The 18,576-nt window shown below is 61.8% G+C and carries 16 protein-coding genes; 6 read left to right on the top strand and 10 right to left on the bottom strand.

The window, feature by feature from the left end:
- The first annotated feature begins 5 nt into the window (after positions 1-5).
- On the top strand, positions 6-383 hold the full coding sequence (locus AC1Q6I_RS05135) for a response regulator (protein WP_003217591.1): 378 nt from the start codon (positions 6-8) through the stop codon (positions 381-383).
- Positions 384-472: 89 nt separating this feature from the next.
- Here the strand turns inward: AC1Q6I_RS05135 and AC1Q6I_RS05130 are convergent, their stop codons facing one another.
- The 4 genes from AC1Q6I_RS05130 to AC1Q6I_RS05115 all read right to left on the bottom strand — a co-directional run bounded on the left by AC1Q6I_RS05130 (position 473) and on the right by AC1Q6I_RS05115 (position 5,807).
- Positions 473-2,068, bottom strand: a complete 1,596-nt coding sequence (locus tag AC1Q6I_RS05130) for an ATP-binding protein (protein ID WP_240968691.1) — start codon at positions 2,066-2,068, stop codon at positions 473-475.
- Positions 2,069-2,142: 74 nt separating this feature from the next.
- The gene (locus tag AC1Q6I_RS05125) at positions 2,143-3,642 is read right to left on the bottom strand and encodes an ATPase domain-containing protein (protein WP_102623405.1); all 1,500 of its coding nucleotides are present in this window, start codon (positions 3,640-3,642) and stop codon (positions 2,143-2,145) included.
- Between the two features lie 136 nt (positions 3,643-3,778).
- Entirely contained in the window at positions 3,779-4,837 is a 1,059-nt protein-coding gene (locus AC1Q6I_RS05120) for a tetratricopeptide repeat protein (RefSeq protein WP_024075385.1), read from the bottom strand.
- Between the two features lie 76 nt (positions 4,838-4,913).
- Positions 4,914-5,807: a bestrophin family protein gene (locus AC1Q6I_RS05115; RefSeq protein ID WP_024075386.1), complete on the bottom strand. Its 894-nt coding sequence runs from the start codon at positions 5,805-5,807 to the stop codon at positions 4,914-4,916.
- Positions 5,808-6,037: 230 nt separating this feature from the next.
- Between AC1Q6I_RS05115 and AC1Q6I_RS05110 the strand changes: the two genes are divergently transcribed.
- The 5 genes from AC1Q6I_RS05110 to AC1Q6I_RS05090 are packed head-to-tail and all read left to right on the top strand — an operon-like array spanning position 6,038 to position 11,599.
- On the top strand, positions 6,038-7,687 hold the full coding sequence (locus AC1Q6I_RS05110) for an AMP-binding protein (protein ID WP_024075388.1): 1,650 nt from the start codon (positions 6,038-6,040) through the stop codon (positions 7,685-7,687).
- Positions 7,688-7,709: 22 nt separating this feature from the next.
- Positions 7,710-8,477, top strand: coding sequence for an SDR family NAD(P)-dependent oxidoreductase (locus tag AC1Q6I_RS05105; RefSeq protein WP_102623383.1), 768 nt, complete (start codon positions 7,710-7,712; stop codon positions 8,475-8,477).
- 12 nt (positions 8,478-8,489) lie between these two features.
- Positions 8,490-9,674, top strand: a complete 1,185-nt coding sequence (locus AC1Q6I_RS05100) for an acetyl-CoA C-acyltransferase (RefSeq protein ID WP_102623382.1) — start codon at positions 8,490-8,492, stop codon at positions 9,672-9,674.
- Between the two features lie 12 nt (positions 9,675-9,686).
- Complete coding sequence (locus AC1Q6I_RS05095; protein WP_102623381.1) at positions 9,687-10,814, top strand: acyl-CoA dehydrogenase; 1,128 nt, start codon at positions 9,687-9,689, stop codon at positions 10,812-10,814.
- Positions 10,815-10,825: 11 nt separating this feature from the next.
- Positions 10,826-11,599, top strand: a complete 774-nt coding sequence (locus tag AC1Q6I_RS05090) for an enoyl-CoA hydratase (protein ID WP_069076019.1) — start codon at positions 10,826-10,828, stop codon at positions 11,597-11,599.
- Positions 11,600-11,887: 288 nt separating this feature from the next.
- On the opposite strand, the gene AC1Q6I_RS05085 is transcribed toward AC1Q6I_RS05090, so the two are convergent.
- From AC1Q6I_RS05085 to AC1Q6I_RS05060, 6 genes are all read right to left on the bottom strand, one after another.
- Positions 11,888-13,039, bottom strand: coding sequence for an acyl-CoA dehydrogenase family protein (locus tag AC1Q6I_RS05085; RefSeq protein WP_024075393.1), 1,152 nt, complete (start codon positions 13,037-13,039; stop codon positions 11,888-11,890).
- Positions 13,040-13,042: 3 nt separating this feature from the next.
- Positions 13,043-14,146, bottom strand: coding sequence for an enoyl-CoA hydratase/isomerase family protein (locus AC1Q6I_RS05080; RefSeq protein ID WP_024075394.1), 1,104 nt, complete (start codon positions 14,144-14,146; stop codon positions 13,043-13,045).
- A 134-nt stretch (positions 14,147-14,280) separates the two neighbouring features.
- On the bottom strand, positions 14,281-15,126 hold the full coding sequence (locus AC1Q6I_RS05075; RefSeq protein ID WP_024075395.1) for an alpha/beta hydrolase: 846 nt from the start codon (positions 15,124-15,126) through the stop codon (positions 14,281-14,283).
- Positions 15,123-15,524, bottom strand: a complete 402-nt coding sequence (locus AC1Q6I_RS05070; protein WP_024075396.1) for a RidA family protein — start codon at positions 15,522-15,524, stop codon at positions 15,123-15,125. Before AC1Q6I_RS05070 ends, AC1Q6I_RS05075 begins: the two co-directional genes overlap by 4 nt.
- Positions 15,525-15,526: 2 nt before the next feature.
- A complete protein-coding gene (locus AC1Q6I_RS05065) occupies positions 15,527-16,744 on the bottom strand; it encodes a cytochrome P450 (protein WP_102623380.1) in 1,218 nt (405 codons plus the stop codon).
- Positions 16,745-16,746: 2 nt separating this feature from the next.
- Positions 16,747-18,348, bottom strand: a complete 1,602-nt coding sequence (locus tag AC1Q6I_RS05060) for an acyl-CoA dehydrogenase family protein (RefSeq protein WP_256581193.1) — start codon at positions 18,346-18,348, stop codon at positions 16,747-16,749.
- Between the last annotated feature and the right edge of the window lie 228 nt (positions 18,349-18,576).

Genomic DNA, 18,576 nt, shown 5'->3' with positions numbered 1-18,576 from the left:
TTCCCATGAGTGAAGATGCACAAGATGTCGTACTGATCGTCGAAGACGACGAATCCATTATGTTCGTGCTGGGTGAATACCTGGCCGGCCTGGGTTACCGGGTATTGAAGGCCATCGATGGGGAGCAGGCGTTTGAAATCCTCGCAACCAAGCCACACTTGGACCTGATGGTCACAGATTATCGCCTGCCTGGGGGAATCTCCGGGGTGCAGATCGCCGAGCCGGCGATCAAATTGCGGCCGGAGTTGAAAGTCATCTTTATCAGCGGCTACCCGCAGGAAATCCTCGACTGTAATAGCCCGATCACGCGTAATGCGCCGATTTTGGCCAAGCCGTTTGACCTGGATACGCTGCAAGAGCATATCCAGCGACTTTTAGCTTGAAACAGCCCAAGGCGACAGTGTCCGCATGAGGGGACACTGCTTTAAATCGAACCAACGGATTGCCGCCTGGATCGGTCCGTTTACCCGCGTCACGCCTGAATCATCTCCCTGACCTTCGCCGTTAACAGATCAAAGGTGAATGGCTTGGTGATCAACTGCATTCCCGGGTCGAGGAAACCACCGCGCACGGCGGCGTGTTCGGCATAACCGGTGATGAACAGTACTTTGAGATCCGGGCGTATCTGGCGACCGATTTCTGCCAACTGCCGCCCGTTCATACCGGGCAGGCCGACGTCGCTGATCATCAGGTCAATGCGTTGTTCGGACTCGATAATCGGCAGCGCCGCGTCGGCATCTCCCGCTTCGACAAAGCCGTAGCCCAGCTCCTTCAGTACCGCGCAGACCAATACGCGTACGGCGGGGTCGTCCTCAACGATCAATACCGTTTCACCCGCATTGGCAAAGGGCAGCAACGTCGGGTTGTCGGCCTCCAGCGCGGTGAGCTCGCCCACAAAGCGCGGCAGGAACAGGCTGACGGTGGTGCCTTTGCCCACTTCGCTGTGGATCGTCACATGGCCGTGGGACTGACGGGCAAAGCCGTAGATCATCGATAACCCCAGGCCCGTGCCCTGGCCAATGGGCTTGGTGGTGAAGAACGGATCGAAGACTCGGCCCATCAAGTGTTCCGGAATACCGCAGCCGGTGTCACTGATGCTGAGTTCTACATAGTCGCCGGGCTTCAAGGTGCCGTAGGCCGCCGTGAAAACGCTGTCCAGATGGCGGTTGGTGGTGTCAACCAGCAGTTTGCCGCCGCCGGGCATGGCATCCCGCGCGTTGATCACCAGGTTGAGCAGAGCACTTTCCAGTTGATTGGGGTCGGCTTCGGCGGTCCATAAGCCATCAGTCAGGTGCATGTCGAGGTCGATGCTTTCGTTGATGCTGCGTTGCAATAACTCTCCCATGGAAGCGACCAGTTGGTTGATATCCACCGGTTTGGAATCCAGCGATTGGCGACGCGAGAACGCCAGCAAACGATGGGTGAGGCCGGCAGCGCGGTTGGCGGACGTCACCCCCAAATCAATCAGGCTATCGAGGTCATCCAGCTTGCCCCGCGATACGCGCCTTCGCAGCAGCTCCAGGCTGCCGATGATCCCCGTCAGCATGTTGTTGAAGTCATGGGCGATACCGCCGGTCAACTGTCCGACCGCTTCCATTTTCTGCGATTGGCGTAATGCCTCTTCGTTGCTGCGCAGTTGGGCCGTGCGTTCCTCGACTTGTTGTTCGAGGGTTTCCAGGGTGCGTTGCAGGCGCAGTTCGCTTTCGCTCAGGTCCACCAGGCGGTCGCGGGCTTCGTATTGCCGGCGTCGACCACGCAGGGCGGCGCTGACCAGGCTGATCAGCGTCACCGGATGGAAAGGCCGCTCCAGGAAGGTCACGTTGCCCAGCAACCCGCTCAGGTGCGAGGAGCCATTCTGTTCGCTGCCGCCGTGGTGGGTCATCAGCACGATCGGCAGGTCTGACCAGGCCGGCTGCTGATGCAGGTGATCCAGCAGCGGTTCGAGGTCGACCCCGCGCAAGGCTTCAGCGGCGATCACCAGCAGGCCGGCACCGTGCTCCAAGGCGTCGCAGAGCATGTTCAGGTTGCTGGCTACCATACCGCTGTAACCGGCTTCGTTGAGCATCATCAGCGCCAGAGAACCATCGCGCCCCAAGGGTGCGAGGATGATTGCGCGCTCGGAGAGGAGGGAAAAACCGCTCACTATCCCTCTTCCTTGAGCAAGGGTGAGCCGGAGCCCGTGAAGATCGGAATACCGCGCAATACACCCTGGAAGTTGTCGAGGGGCTCGCCCACGGTCATGCCGCCGCTGCCGATACGGTATTCGCGGATCGTCGATTCATGGGAGCCGGTACGTTTCTTGATGATCGAGATGGCCCGACGCACTTTGCCCAATGCTTCGAAGTAACGCAGCAGAATGACCGTGTCGGCCAGGTAGGTGATGTCCACGGGGGTCTGCATATCGCCGACCAGCCCGTGTTGAGCGACGGTCATGAACGTGGCAGCGCCCCGGCGGTTGAGGTACAGCAGCAGTTCATGCATATGCAGGATCAGCGCGTTCTCTTCCGGCATGGCGGCCTGATAGCCGTTGATGCTGTCGATGACCACGGTTTTGATACCCCGCTCATCCACGCAGCGGCGCACGCGGTGCGAAAACTCGCCCGGCGACAGCTCCGCTGCGTCGACCTGCTCGATCAGCAGGTTGCCGGTGGCTTGCATCGCGGCGAGGTCGATGCCCATGTTTTTCATGCGTTCGAACAATAGCCCCAGCTCTTCATCGAAGATGAACAGTGCGGCTTTTTCGCCACGGGCGACCGCCGCGGCGGCGAAGATCATCGAGATCAATGACTTGCCGGTCCCCGCAGGGCCGAGGATCAAGCTGCTGGAGCCGGTCTCCACACCGCCGCCCATCAACGCATCCATCTGCGCAATACCGCTGCTCAATGTCTCGCGGATGTAGCCGCCGCGATGTTCGGCTGCCACCAGGCGGGGGAATACGTGGATGCCATCGCCCATGATGGTGCAATCGTGGAAGCCGCCTCGGTATTTCTGGCCACGGTACTTCACCACGCGTATACGGCGCCGCTCAGCGCCATAGGTGGGCGTCAGCTCTTCCAGGCGAATCACGCCGTGGGCCACGCTGTGTACGGTTTTATCCAGGGATTCGGTGGTCAGGTCATCCAGCAGCAGCACCGTGGCGTCATAGCGTACGAAGTAATGCTTGATCGCCAGGATCTGCCGGCGATAGCGCAGCGAGCTTTGTGCCAGGAGCCGGATCTCCGACAGGCTGTCGATGACCACGCGGGTCGGCTTGACTCGCTCGACCACTTCAAAAATCTGCCGGGTGGCTTCCCCCAGTTCAAGGTCGGAGGAATACAGCAGGCTCTGCTGGTGCTCGGCGTTGAGCAGGCTTTCCGGCGGGGTCAGTTCGAAGATATGGATATGGTCGTCGAGTTCCCACCCATGGGATTTGGCGCCCTGGCGCAACTCACGTTCGGTCTCTGACAGGGTGATATACAAACACCGCTCGCCGTTGTGTGCCCCCGCTTGCAGGAAGTGCAGCGCCACGGTGGTTTTGCCAGTGCCGGGTTCGCCTTCCAGCAAGAACAGATGGCTGCGTGAGAGTCCCCCGGAAAGAATGTCATCAAGACCTTCGATACCGGTGGCCGCCTTTTCACTGAACAGCTCTTTGGATGTAGACAAGAAGTGCCCTCGGGTCACGTACAAGTAGAAGGGGCGCCGCCTCAGGGCGCGCCATAAACTCTTGACCGTGGTGGCGTGTGGCGGTTCAACCCATTGTATTAGTTTGTCCGTTTCGCAGGTTTATGCAGGCCTGGTATCAAAGACCTTGTTGCAAGGCCGGGTCGTCTGGGTTCTGTTGCTCAAGTTGGGCCAGCAGTACCTGCACATTTTGCAATTGGCCGCTTTCCTTCCAGTAATTGACCAGCAACACCCGCGCCTTGCGGTTGGCAGGGTGGCGCTGGATGATTTCTTCCAACTGGCGCTGGGCGGCCTCGAGTTCCTGCTGGGCATGCAGGGTGGTGGCGAGGTCGTAGCGGTAATCCTGATTGTCCGGTTCCAGCTCCACGGCCTTGGATAGGCCGAGCAGCGCATAAGGGCGCTCGCCGTGGTGCAGCAGCCACATGCCCAGGGCGTGTTGCAGGTAGGCGGACTCAGGGTGCGCCGCCAATTGGCGAGCCAGCAACTGGCGCGATTCGTCGGTCTTGCCTTGTTTGTCCAGCAGCTCAATTTGCGCGACTACGGCCTGCAGGTTGTCCGGCTGCAAGCGCATCGCCTGTTCCAGGGCGTTTTGTGCCTCCGGCAGCAACGCGCTGTGGATGTACAGCCGCGCCAGTTGAATCCAGCTTTCAGCCGTTTCAGGCTGAGCCTTGAGCGTTTTCACGAATTCATCGAGCACTTGCTGCAATGGCCCGAAATACAGGCCCAGGGTGTCCGGCGAGAGCCCCAGCAAGGCGTTGGCGGCGGCAAAGCGCACGCTTTGCTCGGCGTCCTCCAGGAGTGGCCCGAGCAACAGGGTGCGCTGGCCGGTGGGCACCAGGCCGACAATGCTGCGAATCGCCGCCTCACGAACCCGTGGCGATTCATTGGCCAGGTCCTTGTCGGCCAATTTCAAGGCCTGGGGGCTGGGGTAGTTGGGCAACTCGGCATGCAGCGCGGCGCGACGTTCGTCGGACAGGTCTGGCCGGGCCAACTGCTGATACAGCACGCGGGCCGCCCCCGGTTCGCCGTTGTGCGCCTGTTTCAGGGCCTTGGAATAACCGTGGGCGATGGCAGGGGGCACCGCGACCGGGGTGGCGCGTGAGAAATACCAGGTGATCAGCACAATCAACAACAGGGCGCACAGGCCGACGATGGAGTAACGGCGTGACTTTGACATGCAGGCGTCCGAAAGCTTGGGCAGCTATTACAAAGCGCTCAGCTTCGGTCAGACCAGGGCGAGTGTCAAACCGGCATCAGGTCAGCACGTAGTCCACCGGCTCCAGGGCAGGGGGAAGGTCGGTTGCACCGAGGGCGGCGAGGACCTCTCGTTCCAGGGTGCGCACGATGGCGTTGCAGGGCAGGTCGTTCTCGTCGAAGCCGAACGGGTCTTCCAGGTCGTCACCGATTTCATCCAGGCCGAAGAAGGTGTAGCTGACGATGGCGGTGAACACCGGCGTCAGCCAGCCCAGCGGCTCGGCCATGGCGAATGGCAAGAGAATGCAGAACAGGTAAATGGTGCGATGCAGCAGCAGCGTGTAGGGAAAGGGCAGGGGCGTGGCCTTGATCCGCTCGCAGGAAGCCTGTACCTGGCAGAGGCTGACCAGGCGGGTTTCGAGCTGGGTGTAGCGCCATTCACTGATCACGCCGTGTTCGGCCAGCGTGGAAAACCGCGCGCCCAGCTGTTGCAGGACCTGGTCGGGAAGATTGGGATGGGCCGCCGGCACCCCGATCCAGGGCTTGATCGCCTGGGCTTCATCCTCCAGGCGCAGGCGCGCGATCAAACCGTGGGCAAAACCGCACAAGCCGCGCAACAGGCTTGCCCGTTCCAGTGGGTCGCCGAGCACCTGGGTTTCACGTATCAACGAGCGCACATCAATGAGCATCTGCCCCAACTGCTTGCGACCTTCCCACCAGCGGTCGTAGCAGGCGTTGTTGCGAAAGCTCATGAAGATCGACAGCGACAGCCCCAGCAGCGTGAACGGCGTAGCGTTGACCTTGGAGAAATAGGCGGGGTGCAGGGTTTCCACCAGCACGATCACCGAGGCCAGCAATGTCACCAGCAGGCTGCGCAGGGCGATGCGCTTGGCAATCGAGCCCTTGAGGGAAAACAGGATGCCCAGGAGGTTGGGTTTGGGGCGAACGATCATCGCAAGGGGGCTTCTTCGGTGGCGCAGGCCATCAGGTTAGAAGCTGGCGGGCGAACCGTCCAATCGCTTGGGCCGACCGGCTGATCGGTGGGGTCTATGATGAGAAGGCATTGGCCAAACCAGTCAGCCAGGTTGATGGCTTTGACCATTGCTGCTGCAACGCTCTAGAGCGACTATTTCACGGGTTCCGTTTACGTCCTGAAAATAAAAATACAGAAGGATTTAAAGCGATGCGTGAGTATTTGGCTGCCACCACCGAGTTTGATTACCAGCACACCGTAGATGCCGCCTTGGCTGGCAACCTGCAGGGCCTGAATGCCTGTGTTGAATGCTGCGACCGCCATGCCTTGCCTGGGCGTATCGCGTTGTTCTGGGAGGGCAAGGACGGGCGCAGCGCCACGTCCACCTTCAGCGAGTTGCAGGACCAGGCGGCACGCTTCGCCAACTTCCTGCTGGCTCAGGGCGTCAAGCGTGGCGACAAGGTCGCCGGCCTGTTGCCACGCACCGCCGAGTTGCTGGTGGTGGTGTTCGCCACCTGGCGTATCGGTGCGGTCTATCAACCGCTGTTTACCGCCTTTGGCCCCAAGGCCATTGAACACCGCTTGAACAGTTCCGGCGCAGCCCTGGTGGTCACCGATGCGGTGAATCGGCCCAAGCTCGCGGAGGTTCAGGGCTGCCCGACCATCGTCACGGTCACCGGCCCTAAAGGTGAAGGCCTGGTACGGGGCGATTTCAGCTTCTGGGCCGAGTTGCCCAACTATTCCAAGCTCTGCGAGCCGGTGCTGCTGGACGCCGAAGAGCCGTTCCTGCTGATGTTCACCTCGGGCACCACCGGGCCATCGAAAGCCTTGTCGGTACCGCTCAAGGCCATCGTTGCGTTCCAGAGCTATACCCGTGATGCGGTCGACCTGCGTCCTGAAGACGCGTTCTGGAACGTCGCCGACCCGGGCTGGGCCTACGGCATCTATTTCGGCGTGACCGGGCCGTTGTCCATGGGCCATCCGATCACCTTCTACGACGGCCCGTTCACCCTGGAAAGCACCTGCCGGGTCATCAATAAATACGGGATCACCAACCTCACCGGTTCGCCGACGGCCTATCGCCTGTTGATTGCCGGGGGCGAGCAGTTCGCCCGTTCGATCAAGGGCAAGCTGCGTATTGTCAGCAGCGCCGGCGAGCCGTTGAACCCGGAAGTGATCCGCTGGTTTGCCGACAACCTGGGCGTCACCATCCACGACCACTACGGCCAGACCGAACTGGGCATGGTGCTGTGCAACCATCATGGCCTGGCGCATCCGGTACACATCGGCTCGGCTGGGTTTGCTTCGCCGGGGCATCGCATCGTGGTGCTGGATGACGATTACCAGGAGCTGCCTGCCGGCCAACCGGGCATTCTCGCCATTGATCGCGAGCAATCGCCGATGTGCTGGTTCGCCGGCTACGACGGGGTGAAGACCAAGGCGTTCGTCGGTAAGTACTACCTCAGTGGCGACACGGTCGAATTGAACCCGGACGGCAGCATCAGCTTTGTGGGGCGCAGTGATGATGTGATCACCACCTCCGGCTATCGGGTCGGCCCCTTCGACGTGGAAAGCGCGCTGGTTGAACACCCGGCCGTGGTCGAAGCCGCCGTGGTCGGCAAGCCCGACCCGGAGCGCACCGAGCTGGTGAAAGCCTTTGTGGTGATCAACGAGCAATACCGTGCGACCCCGGAGCTGGCCGAAGAGCTGCGCCTGCATGTGCGCAAGCGCCTGGCCGCGCATGCCTACCCGCGGGAAATCGAATTTGTCAGCGACTTGCCCAAGACTCCGAGCGGCAAGCTGCAACGTTTTATCTTGCGTAACCAGGAAATCGCCAAGGCCCAAGCGGCGTTGGCGTGATCCACCTTTCAAGGAAACAATGATGCAGATTGCAAACAAGGTTTTTCTGGTCAGCGGCGGCGCTTCGGGCCTCGGCGCGGCCACGGCCGAGATGCTGATCGCGGCCGGTGCCAAGGTCATGCTGGTGGACCTGAACGCCGAAGCCATCGCCGCCAAGGCCCGGCAACTGGGTGACAACGCCCGCAGCGCCGTGGCGGATATCAGCCAGGAAGCCGCCGCCGAAGCCGCCGTAAAGGCCGCCGTGGCTGCCTTTGGTGGTCTGCATGGCCTGGTTAACTGCGCCGGCGTGGTGCGTGGCGAGAAAATCCTCGGCAAGAACGGTCCCCACGCGTTGGCCAGCTTCGCCCAGGTGATCAACGTCAACCTGATCGGCAGCTTCAACCTGCTGCGCCTGGCCGCGGCGGCCATCGCCGAAACCGAAGCCAATGCCGAGGGCGAACGCGGGGTGATCATCAACACCGCGTCGGTCGCAGCGTTTGACGGGCAGATCGGCCAGGCGGCGTATGCGGCTTCCAAAGGCGCGATCGCCAGCCTGACCCTGCCGGCGGCACGGGAACTGGCGCGATTCGGCATTCGCGTGATGACCATCGCCCCGGGCATCTTCGAAACGCCAATGATGGCGGGCATGACCCCGGAAGTCCGCGATTCTCTCGCCGCCGGCGTGCCATTCCCGCCACGCCTGGGCAAACCTGCCGAGTACGCCGCGTTGGTGCGGCACATCATCGAAAACAGCATGCTCAATGGCGAGGTGATCCGTCTCGACGGTGCCTTGCGCATGGCAGCCAAGTGAGGAGGATGCGTCATGAATGATCCCATCGTGATTGTCAGTGCCGCGCGTACGCCCATGGGCGGGTTCCAGGGCGACCTTAAGGGCCTGACCGCGCCGCAACTGGGCGCTGCCGCGATTCGCGCGGTGGTCGAGCGCGCCGGTATCGCCAACGATGCCGTGGATGAGGTGTTGTTCGGCTGTGTACTGCCGGCCGGCCTCGGCCAGGCACCTGCGCGCCAGGCGGCCCTCGGCGCCGGGCTGGACAAGGCCACGCGCTGTACCACCCTCAACAAGATGTGTGGTTCGGGCATGGAAGCGACCATCCTGGCCCATGACTCGCTGTTGGCGGGCAGCGTCGACGTGGTGGTTGCCGGCGGCATGGAAAGCATGTCCAACGCACCGTACCTGCTGGACCGCGCCCGCAGCGGCTACCGCATGGGCCACGGCAAGGTGCTCGACCATATGTTCCTCGACGGCCTGGAAGACGCCTACGACAAAGGCCGCCTGATGGGCACCTTTGCCGAAGATTGCGCCGAGCACAACGGTTTTACCCGTGAAGCCCAGGACGCCTTCGCCATTGCCTCCCTGACCCGTGCACAGCAGGCCATCACCCAAGGCTGCTTCACCGCCGAGATCGTCCCGGTGCAGGTCACCGTGGGCAAAGAGCAGAAGACCATCCTGCACGACGAGCAACCCCCCAAGGCCAAGCTGGACAAGATCGCCAGCCTGAAGCCGGCCTTCCGCGAAGGCGGCACCGTCACTGCGGCCAACTCCAGTTCGATTTCCGATGGCGCGGCGGCGTTGCTGCTGATGCGTGAGTCCGAGGCGCACAAGCGCGGGCTCACGCCGTTGGCGGTGATCCACGGGCATGCGGCGTTTGCCGACGAGCCGGGCCTGTTCCCGGTGGCGCCAGTGGGGGCGATTCGCAAGCTGATGAGCAAGACCGGCTGGAACCTGGACGACGTGGACCTGTTTGAAATCAACGAGGCCTTTGCCGTGGTCAGCCTGGTCACCATGAGCAAGCTGGAGATTCCCCACGACAAGGTCAATATCCATGGCGGCGCCTGCGCCCTGGGCCACCCGATTGGTGCCTCCGGCGCGCGGATCCTGGTGACGCTGCTTTCGGCCCTGCGCCAAAAAGGCCTCAAGCGTGGCGTTGCCGCCATTTGCATCGGCGGTGGTGAAGCCACGGCCATGGCCGTCGAATGCCTGTATTAAGGACTCTGTACCATGCTCCCGAATGACGAACAGCTGCAAATCAGTGACGCGGCCCGGCAATTTGCCCAGGAACGCCTGAAACCGTTCGCCGCCGAATGGGACCGCGAGCACCGCTTTCCCAAGGAAGCCATCGGCGAAATGGCCGAATTGGGCTTTTTCGGCATGCTGGTGCCGGAACAATGGGGCGGTTGCGACACCGGCTACCTGGCCTATGCCATGGCCCTGGAAGAAATCGCCGCAGGTGACGGCGCGTGCTCGACCATCATGAGCGTGCACAACTCCGTCGGTTGCGTGCCGATTCTCACGTTCGGCAACGATCAGCAGAAAGAACAATTCCTCAAACCCCTGGCCAGCGGCGCCATGCTCGGCGCCTTTGCCCTCACCGAGCCCCAAGCGGGCTCCGATGCCAGCAGCCTGAAAACCCGGGCGCGCCTGGAAGGCGACCATTACGTGTTGAACGGCTGCAAACAGTTCATCACCTCCGGGCAAAACGCCGGGATCGTGATCGTGTTTGCGGTCACCGACCCCGCCGCGGGCAAGCGCGGGATCAGCGCATTCATCGTGCCGACGAATTCACCGGGCTACACCGTGGCGCGGGTTGAAGACAAGTTGGGGCAGCATGCCTCCGACACCTGCCAGATCCTGTTTGAGGATGTGAAGGTGCCGGTGGCGAATCGCCTGGGCGAGGAGGGCGAAGGCTACCGTATCGCCCTGGCCAACCTTGAGGGCGGTCGCGTCGGTATTGCCTCGCAATCAGTGGGCATGGCCCGCGCAGCGTTCGAAGCGGCGCGCGACTATGCCCGTGAACGCGAAAGCTTTGGCAAAGCCTTGATCGAACACCAGGCCGTGGCGTTCCGCCTGGCGGACATGGCCACGCAAATCGCGGTTGCCCGTCAGATGGTGCATTACGCCGCAGCCCTGCGTGACAGCGGCAAACCGGCCTTGGTCGAGGCGTCCATGGCCAAGCTGTTCGCTTCGGAAATGGCCGAGAAAGTCTGTTCGGCCGCCTTGCAAACCTTGGGCGGTTACGGTTACCTGAGCGACTTCCCCCTGGAGCGGATCTACCGCGATGTGCGGGTCTGCCAGATCTACGAAGGCACCAGCGATATCCAGCGCATGGTCATTTCACGCAATCTTTAAGGAGCCGAAACATGAGTTACGAAACCATCCTGCTCGAAGTCCAGGGCCGTGTCGGACTGATCACCCTCAACCGCCCGCAAGCCCTGAACGCGCTGAACGCGCAACTGGTCAGTGAGCTGAACCTGGCGCTCGACAGCCTGGAAGCCAATCCGGAAATCGGCTGCATCGTGCTCACCGGCTCGAAGAAAGCCTTCGCGGCCGGTGCCGACATCAAGGAAATGGCCGAGCTGACTTACCCCCGGATCTACCTCGATGACCTGTTCAGCGACAGCGACCGCGTGGCCAACCGCCGCAAGCCGATCATCGCCGCAGTCAACGGCTTCGCCCTCGGCGGCGGCTGTGAGCTGGCGCTGATGTGCGACTTTATCCTCGCCGGCGACACTGCCAAGTTCGGCCAGCCGGAAATCAACCTTGGCGTCCTGCCGGGTATGGGCGGAACCCAGCGCCTGACCCGCGCGGTGGGCAAGGCCAAGGCCATGGAAATGTGCCTGACCGGGCGCTTCATCGACGCGGTGGAAGCGGAGCGATGCGGGATTGTCGCGCGTATCGTGCCAGCCGATGAACTGCTGGACGAAGCGCTGAAAGTCGCCACCCTGATCGCCAGCAAGTCGGTACCGATCAGCATGATGGTCAAGGAAAGCGTGAACCGCGCGTTTGAAGTCAGCCTGTCGGAAGGCGTGCGCTTTGAGCGTCGGGTGTTCCACGCAGCGTTCGCCACCCAGGATCAGAAAGAAGGGATGGCGGCGTTCGTGGCCAAGCGCGCGCCAGCGTTCAAGGATAAATAACCCGGTATCCGGAACACCGGGGTTCAAATGGACTTGTTGTGACAAGCGGGCCTGTTGTGGCGAGCGGGCTTGCCCCGCGTTGGGCTGCGAAGCAGCCCCAATAAGGCCCCCGCGTTTATCCAGGCCTATTAAATCGTCAGGTTTTGGGGCCGCTTCGCGCCCCAACGCGGGGCAAGCCCGCTCGCCACAACAAGCCTGCTCACCATATCAAGCCGACTTGCCGCATCAAGCCCATTTGCCGCATCAAGTCCACTTGCCACATCAAGCCCCCTCCCACAGCCGTTTCAATCAAAGCTGGTAATTCTTGAGCTCTCGGGCAATCACCATCCGCTGGATCTCGCTGGTGCCTTCGTAAATCTGCGTGATCCGCGCATCCCGGTAGTAACGCTCCACCGGGTAATCCTCCAGGTACCCATACCCTCCATGAATCTGCATGGCCGAGGAGCAGACCTTTTCAGCCATTTCCGAGGCGAACAGCTTGGCCTGGGACGCCTCAGACAAGCAGGGCTTGCCGGCACTGCGCAGGCGCGCGGCGTGCAGGATCAGCAGGCGCGCGGCATTCAGCCGGGTTTGCATATCGGCCAACAGGTTGGCGACGCTCTGGTGCTCGATGATTGCCTTATCGAACTGCACGCGGTCACGGGCATAGGCCAGCGCCGCTTCAAAGGCGGCACGGGCGATGCCCAGGGCCTGGGCGGCGATGCCAATACGGCCACCTTCGAGGTTGGACAGGGCAATTGCCAGGCCTTTGCCGCGCTCACCCAGCAGGTTGGCCTCGGGGACTGTGCATTGGTTGAGGGTGACGGCGCAGGTGTCGGACGCGCGAATGCCCATCTTGTGTTCGGTACGGTCCACCACGAACCCGGGCGTATCGGTGGGCACCAGGAAGGCGGAGATGCCTTTCTTGCCCAGTTCAGGGTCGGTGACGGCGAACACAATGGCCAGCTTGGCGCGCTTGCCGTTGCTGACAAACTGCTTGGCGCCGTTGATCACCCACTGGCCGTCGCGCAATTCGGCGCGGGTACGCAGGTTATGGGCTTCGGACCCCGCCTGGGGTTCGGTCAGGCAAAAGCAGCCGATGGCCTGGCCGCTGGCGAGGTCCGCCAGCCAGGTTTGTTTCTGTTCGGTGGTGCCGTAGTTGAGGATAGGCCCGCAACCCACTGAATTATGGATACTCATCAGTGCGCCCGTGGCGCCGTCACCGGCGGAAATTTCTTCCACCGCCAAGGCATAGGCCACGTAATCGACGTAGGTGCCGCCCCATTCTTCCGGCACGACCATGCCCAGCAGGCCCAGCTCGCCCATCTTGGCGACCAGGGCATCATCGATCCAGCCGGCTTTTTCCCAGGCCTGGGCGTGTGGGGCGATTTCGCCACGGGCAAAGTCGCGTGCCATGTCACGAATCATGACTTGTTCTTCAGTGTATTCAATATCTTGCATGACTTAGTTCGCAACCTGCTTGAAGGTGTGGAAGAAGCTCTCGACATGGTTGGCATCCAACTCATGGAGCGTCGGCGGATTCCAACGTGGGGTTTTGTCCTTGTCGATAATCAGGGCGCGCACGCCTTCGATCAGGTCGCCACGCTCGAACCATTGGCGGTCCAGGTGCAGCTCCAGGGCAAAGCACTGTTCCAGAGGGAGACGGCGACCGCGCCGCAGCATTTGCAAGGTCACCGCCATGGCCAGCGGCGAGCGGGTTTTCATCAGGTTGGCGGTGGTCATGGCCCATTCATGGCTGTCAGCCACGGTGACTTCCTGCAACTGTTCGACCATGCTCGGTACGTCCGGCAGTGCAAAGAAATGATCGATAGGCGAGCGTAAGGCCGCGAGCGGCGCGTCGGGCAGTTGCTGTACGGCCAGTTTGGCAAGTACGCCTTGCAGGTCCTTGAGTGGGGAGTCCTGCCATGCCAGGCGATCGAGTTTCTGGTCGAGGTCGGCCAGCCTGGTGCTGTCCAGGTACCAATCCGCCAGCCCGCAGTACAGCGCGTCAGCCGCGCGAATCTGCACGCCGGTGACGCCCAGGTAGATACCCAGCTCGCCTGGGATGCGCGGCAGGAAATAACTGCCGCCCACGTCAGGGAAATAACCGATAGCCACTTCCGGCATCGCCAGGCGACTGCGTTCGGTGACGACGCGCAGATCCGCGCCTTGCACCAGGCCCATGCCGCCGCCAAGGACAAACCCGTCCATCAGGGCCAGTACGGGTTTGCGGTAATGGTGGATGGCCAGGTCGAGGGCGTATTCCTCGACGAAAAAATCCTCGTGCAGCGTGTCGCCGTTCTTGAAGCTGTCGTAGAGGGAACGGATATCGCCACCGGCACAGAAGGCTTTTTCGCCGGCACCGCGCAGTACCACGGCGTAGACCTGAGGGTCATCGGCCCAGGCCTGCAACTGGCGAGACAGGCTGCGGACCATGTCCAGGGTGATGGCGTTTAAGCCGGCAGGGCGATTGAGGGTGAGATGGCCAATATGGTTGCGCACTTGGGCCAGTACTTCGTGCTGCAGATTATCGGTATGGCTTGCTTCGGATGAAACCTGAGCAGTCATCTGTAACTCCCTGCTTTTATTGTTCTTTATCTAGATGTTTGCGGATGAACCATCTCGCGATCCTACCAGTGCAAATTTGCCCAGTACAACCCGGAATCCTGCAGGTCGTTTTTGCATTTATGCAGAAGTGCCGCTCAGGCTGGGGGCGGGTCGAAAAAACCTGCCAGGGCCTCGGCACAGAGCAGCACGGCACGCCGGGCACTGGCCTCAGTGGCAGGATAGTTGATAAAGCCATGAGGCATGCCGGTGTACTCCTTGTGTTGCACCGGCACGCCTGCCCGTTTCAAGCCACGTGCAAAGGCGCGCCCTTCATCGCGCAAGAGGTCGCAGCCGGCGGTAATGATCAGGGCTGCGGGCAACCCTTGCAGCGAGGTATCGCGCGCCGGCGAAAGCCAGGGATGCCCCAGGGGAATACCGGGCGGTACGTACTGGTCGAGGTACCAGTCCATCAGCTCGGCTGTCAGGCCAAACCCGTTGGCAAAGTTCCTGCGGGAGCGGTTGCGCGCCAGGCAGTCGAGCACCGGGTACAGCAACAGTTGGAAACCGATGGGCGGGGCGCCCAGGTCCCTGGCCATTTGGCAGATCACCGCCGCCAACCCACCGCCCGATCCGCCCCCGGCGACCGCGATGCGCTGCGGATCCAGCCCAAGGGACGCACCGTTGCGGGCGATCCAGGAAGTGGCGGTATAGCAGCTCTTCACCGCCGCGGGAAAGCGGTGTTCCGGTGGGCGGGGGTAATCCACCGCCACCACGGCGCAACCTGCCCACTCACTCATGACCCGGCAAAAGCTGTCGTGGGTGTCCAGGTCCCCGGTGACCCAACCGCCACCGTGGAAGTACATCAGCACCGGCGCCGGGGCAGGGCGCGCGGGGCGGTACAGGCGCACCCCCACTGGTCGTCCCTCGGTCGCCAAGGTCAGGTCGCTGACGTCCATGACCACGGCATCGCGCACCTCCTTGCGTGCTTGTTCCGGGGTCATGGTGTCGCGGCCTGTGCCTGGGCTTCGATTTCCACCAGATATTCCGGACCGATCAGCGCGCAGACGCCCAGCAACATGGTGGTCGGTTCGCAGCCATCAAAAAACGCTTTATGGGCCTTGGCGATTTCCGGCCACCAATTCACGTTGGTGGTGTACATGCGCGTGGCAATTATTCGGGTACGGTCCGTGCCCAACTGCTGGAGCGCCGCTTCGATGATCTCCAGGCAGCGCCGGGTCTGCAGGTACACGTCGTTTGGGGCGTAGGGGTTGCCGTCTTCGTCAAAGGCCACTGTGCCACTGGTGACAATGATGTTACCGGCCCGCAACGCGCGGCAGTAGCCACCGGCCTTTTCCCATTTCGCCGCTGAGAAGCAGCGCTGAATCGGATCGTTGTTCATGATCAGTGGAGCTCCACATGAATGGTTTTCAGGCCTCGAAACTGCAAGTTGTTGGTGCGCCAAACCGGTGGCTGCCCATCGATCAAGCGCAGGTTGGGGAACCGCATCAGCAGGCTGGTGAACACGATATGGGCCTCCAGCCGAAACAGCGCGGTCCCCATGCAGAAGTGTTCGCCGCGCCCAAAGGCCAGGTGGTCGTTCTTTTCGCGTCGGATATCAAAACGGTCCGGGTCCAGGAAGTGCGCGGCGTCGCGGTTGGCGGCGGCGCGGACCAGAAATACCAGCTCGCCCTTGCGCATCATGCGGCCCTTGAGTTCGATGTCCTCCCGCAGCACGCGGTGGCTGAATTGACCCGAGGGGTCGATCCGCAGCATTTCTTCGATGGCGCACGCCATGAGTGAAAGGTCGGCCCGCAGCGCCTGCAACTGATCGGGATTGAGCAGCAAGTGCAGCAGGCCAATACCCAGCATGTCGGCGCTGGTTGTGTTGCCGGCCACCAGCACGAACGCCAGTTGCGCGAGTAAATTGCCCTTGGTGATGGCAGCTGCCTCGCCCGCGGCGATCACTCGGCTGACAAGGTCGTCTTCGGGCGCCTGGCGGCGCTGATCGATCAGGTCGCCGAAATACTCATACATTTCTTCCAGCCCTTGCAGGGCTTCGCGGGGGCCATACGCCGGGTCCAGGCTGCCCACCAGAAACACCAGAATGTCATCAGTCCAGCGCCGCAGCCTCAGCGCGTCTTTTTGCGGGATCCCATAGAGTTTGGCCAGGATACGCGCCGGCACCTGGTTGAACAGCTCGGCCATCAGATCCGGTTCGTCGCTCAATTGCGACAGCAGCTCATCGACAATCGCCTGGATGTCTGCGCGCAATGCGTCGATGGCGCGCGGGGTAAAGGCCCGGCTCAACAATTGGCGACTGGCCTGGTGGGCCTGGCCGTCCTGGGCATACATCCACCGCGAGGCTTTTTCCACAAAAGGCTCGACCATCGCGCGTTTGTCCTCTGGCAATTGGGCATTCACCAATTGGCGTATCCGGTCGGAGGAGTAGCGCCTGGCATCACCCTGCGCTGCGTAGACGTCATCAAAACGGGTCAGCATCCAGGCGTTGAAATGGGGGCACCAGTACACCGGATAATGTTCGCGCAGACAGGCAAACGCCGGATAGGGATCACGAACGGTGTCTGGGTTGGAAAAGTCGGGCGGTGATGGACGGGCCATGTTCATTGCTCCCTATACAGTGCACGGGTGAATTGATGGATGTAGTCGGCTTTGGCGATCGGTGCATCGACCAACACCGAAGGTGGCTTCAACCAAGCGGCCAATTGGGCGAGGCGTGCCACGCTGGGCCGCTGTTCCGCGGGGCTGGCGAGCAGGCCCCAGTGGTGCAGGTACGCAACAAATACGTGGGTCAGGTCGTGCAGGATGGGCGGCTGGAGGCGTGCGGATTCGGCGGCCTGGATGATCAGGTCGAGTGCGCGGGCGTACGCCAGCCCGACCGCCTGTCGATGGGAAAAGTCGTTGCCCGGTCGGCACTCCTGGACAATGGTTTGCTCGATCTGCTGGCCAAGGTTGCACGGCGGTACGTGGTCGAAGCGTGGGCGCGCCAGGGCATCCTTGATTACCTGATAGGCCATCACGCTGTTGTCACCGGCGAACGTAATGCTGATTTCTAAGTCCATGCGCAGGGTGACGATCTGGTTGTAGTGATGGAACCCCTGGGAGCCGCAGAGTTCGCGGCACTGGGCGATCACTTCCAGTCCCATCCAGGTACCGACGCATTTGCTCAGGGCCGCGAGGATATGCAGCGCCTTGCGCTGCTCGGTATGCGGCCAGTGTGCTTCGAAGCGGGTGAGGATGGCCTGCTCGAGGTATTTGAGCGCCAGCGCCTTGAGCTGGGCGTTATAGAGGCGCTGCCGGAACAGCGGGTTGCCGAGCAACGGACCGGCCGCTAACAGCCGGTGGCGGCCAAATCGATACGTCAGGTATGCGCACAGCCCGGCGCCGTGGCGCGAGGCGGCCATCAACAACAGGCGCTCTTGCAGGAACGTTTCCAGCGCATTGATGAAGCGCTCGCCTTTGGGCAAGTCGCTGATGAACTGTCCATTGGCGGTAAACCGTGCGTAGCGCTGCAACAGCGCATCGGTACCCAGTTGCATCTGGCAAAAACGCAAGGCGCCAACTTCATTGGCATGAATACCGCCCTTGGGGTCACAGGCAATGACCTTCAGCCCTGGGCGCAGAGGGCCGTTTTCCTGGTCGCGAATCACCACGCGAAACCAGTGGTGCCCCTGGTCTTGGCTGTCGACCAGCAAGCGCGCGAGCACCATTACCACCTGCGCCGCGTGCAGGCTGTTGCCGATCCAATACTTGCAGGCCTCTGCGCAGGGCGAATCGAGCACCAGGCAGTGCCGTTCAGGATCATAGGTGACGGTGGTCTTGAGGTTACGGACGTCGGTGCCACTGGCGATTTCAGTACAGCCAAACGCATACACCGCACGCATCTGGATGACTTCGTCACGGTAGCGCGCCACCTGCTCGGGGCTGCCCTGGGTCAGCAGGGCGTTGGCGGCGATCATGTGATCCACCAGCGAGGAATACAGGGCGTAGTCGTAGGCGCCGATCAGGCCGATGCGTTCGCACAGGTCTCGAAAATGTGAAGCGTCGGGTTGGCCGAGCCACATGTCGTTGTTGATCAGCCCCGCATCGAAAATCGCATGCATGCGCCTGATCGTCAGGTCCATGTAGGCTCTAAGGGGCAGGTGATAACGCTGTCGGTGGTCGAAAAGCGGCGCGCGCAGCACCTTCTGCAAGTGGTCGTCCACGATGGATCCTCACCAGGTTTGAATGGAGCATTCAAAACACTTGAGCAGGAGGGCCAGCATGTGGAACGACGATGAGAGCGGAACCGGGAAAGCCTTGACCTGTATCACCGCTCTGTGAGCACCCATTGATAGCCAGACGATCCAATGTCTTCGCTACTGGTTTACGGCGATCCAGAATTCAGAGAAAAGCAGACAACAACAAGTGGTTTGTACAACCTTAGCCCATCA

Source organism: Pseudomonas sp. MPR-R2A5 (genome assembly GCF_058793055.1).
Note: the sequence above shows the minus strand (reverse complement) of the source record. Positions and strands in the feature narration are given on the sequence as shown.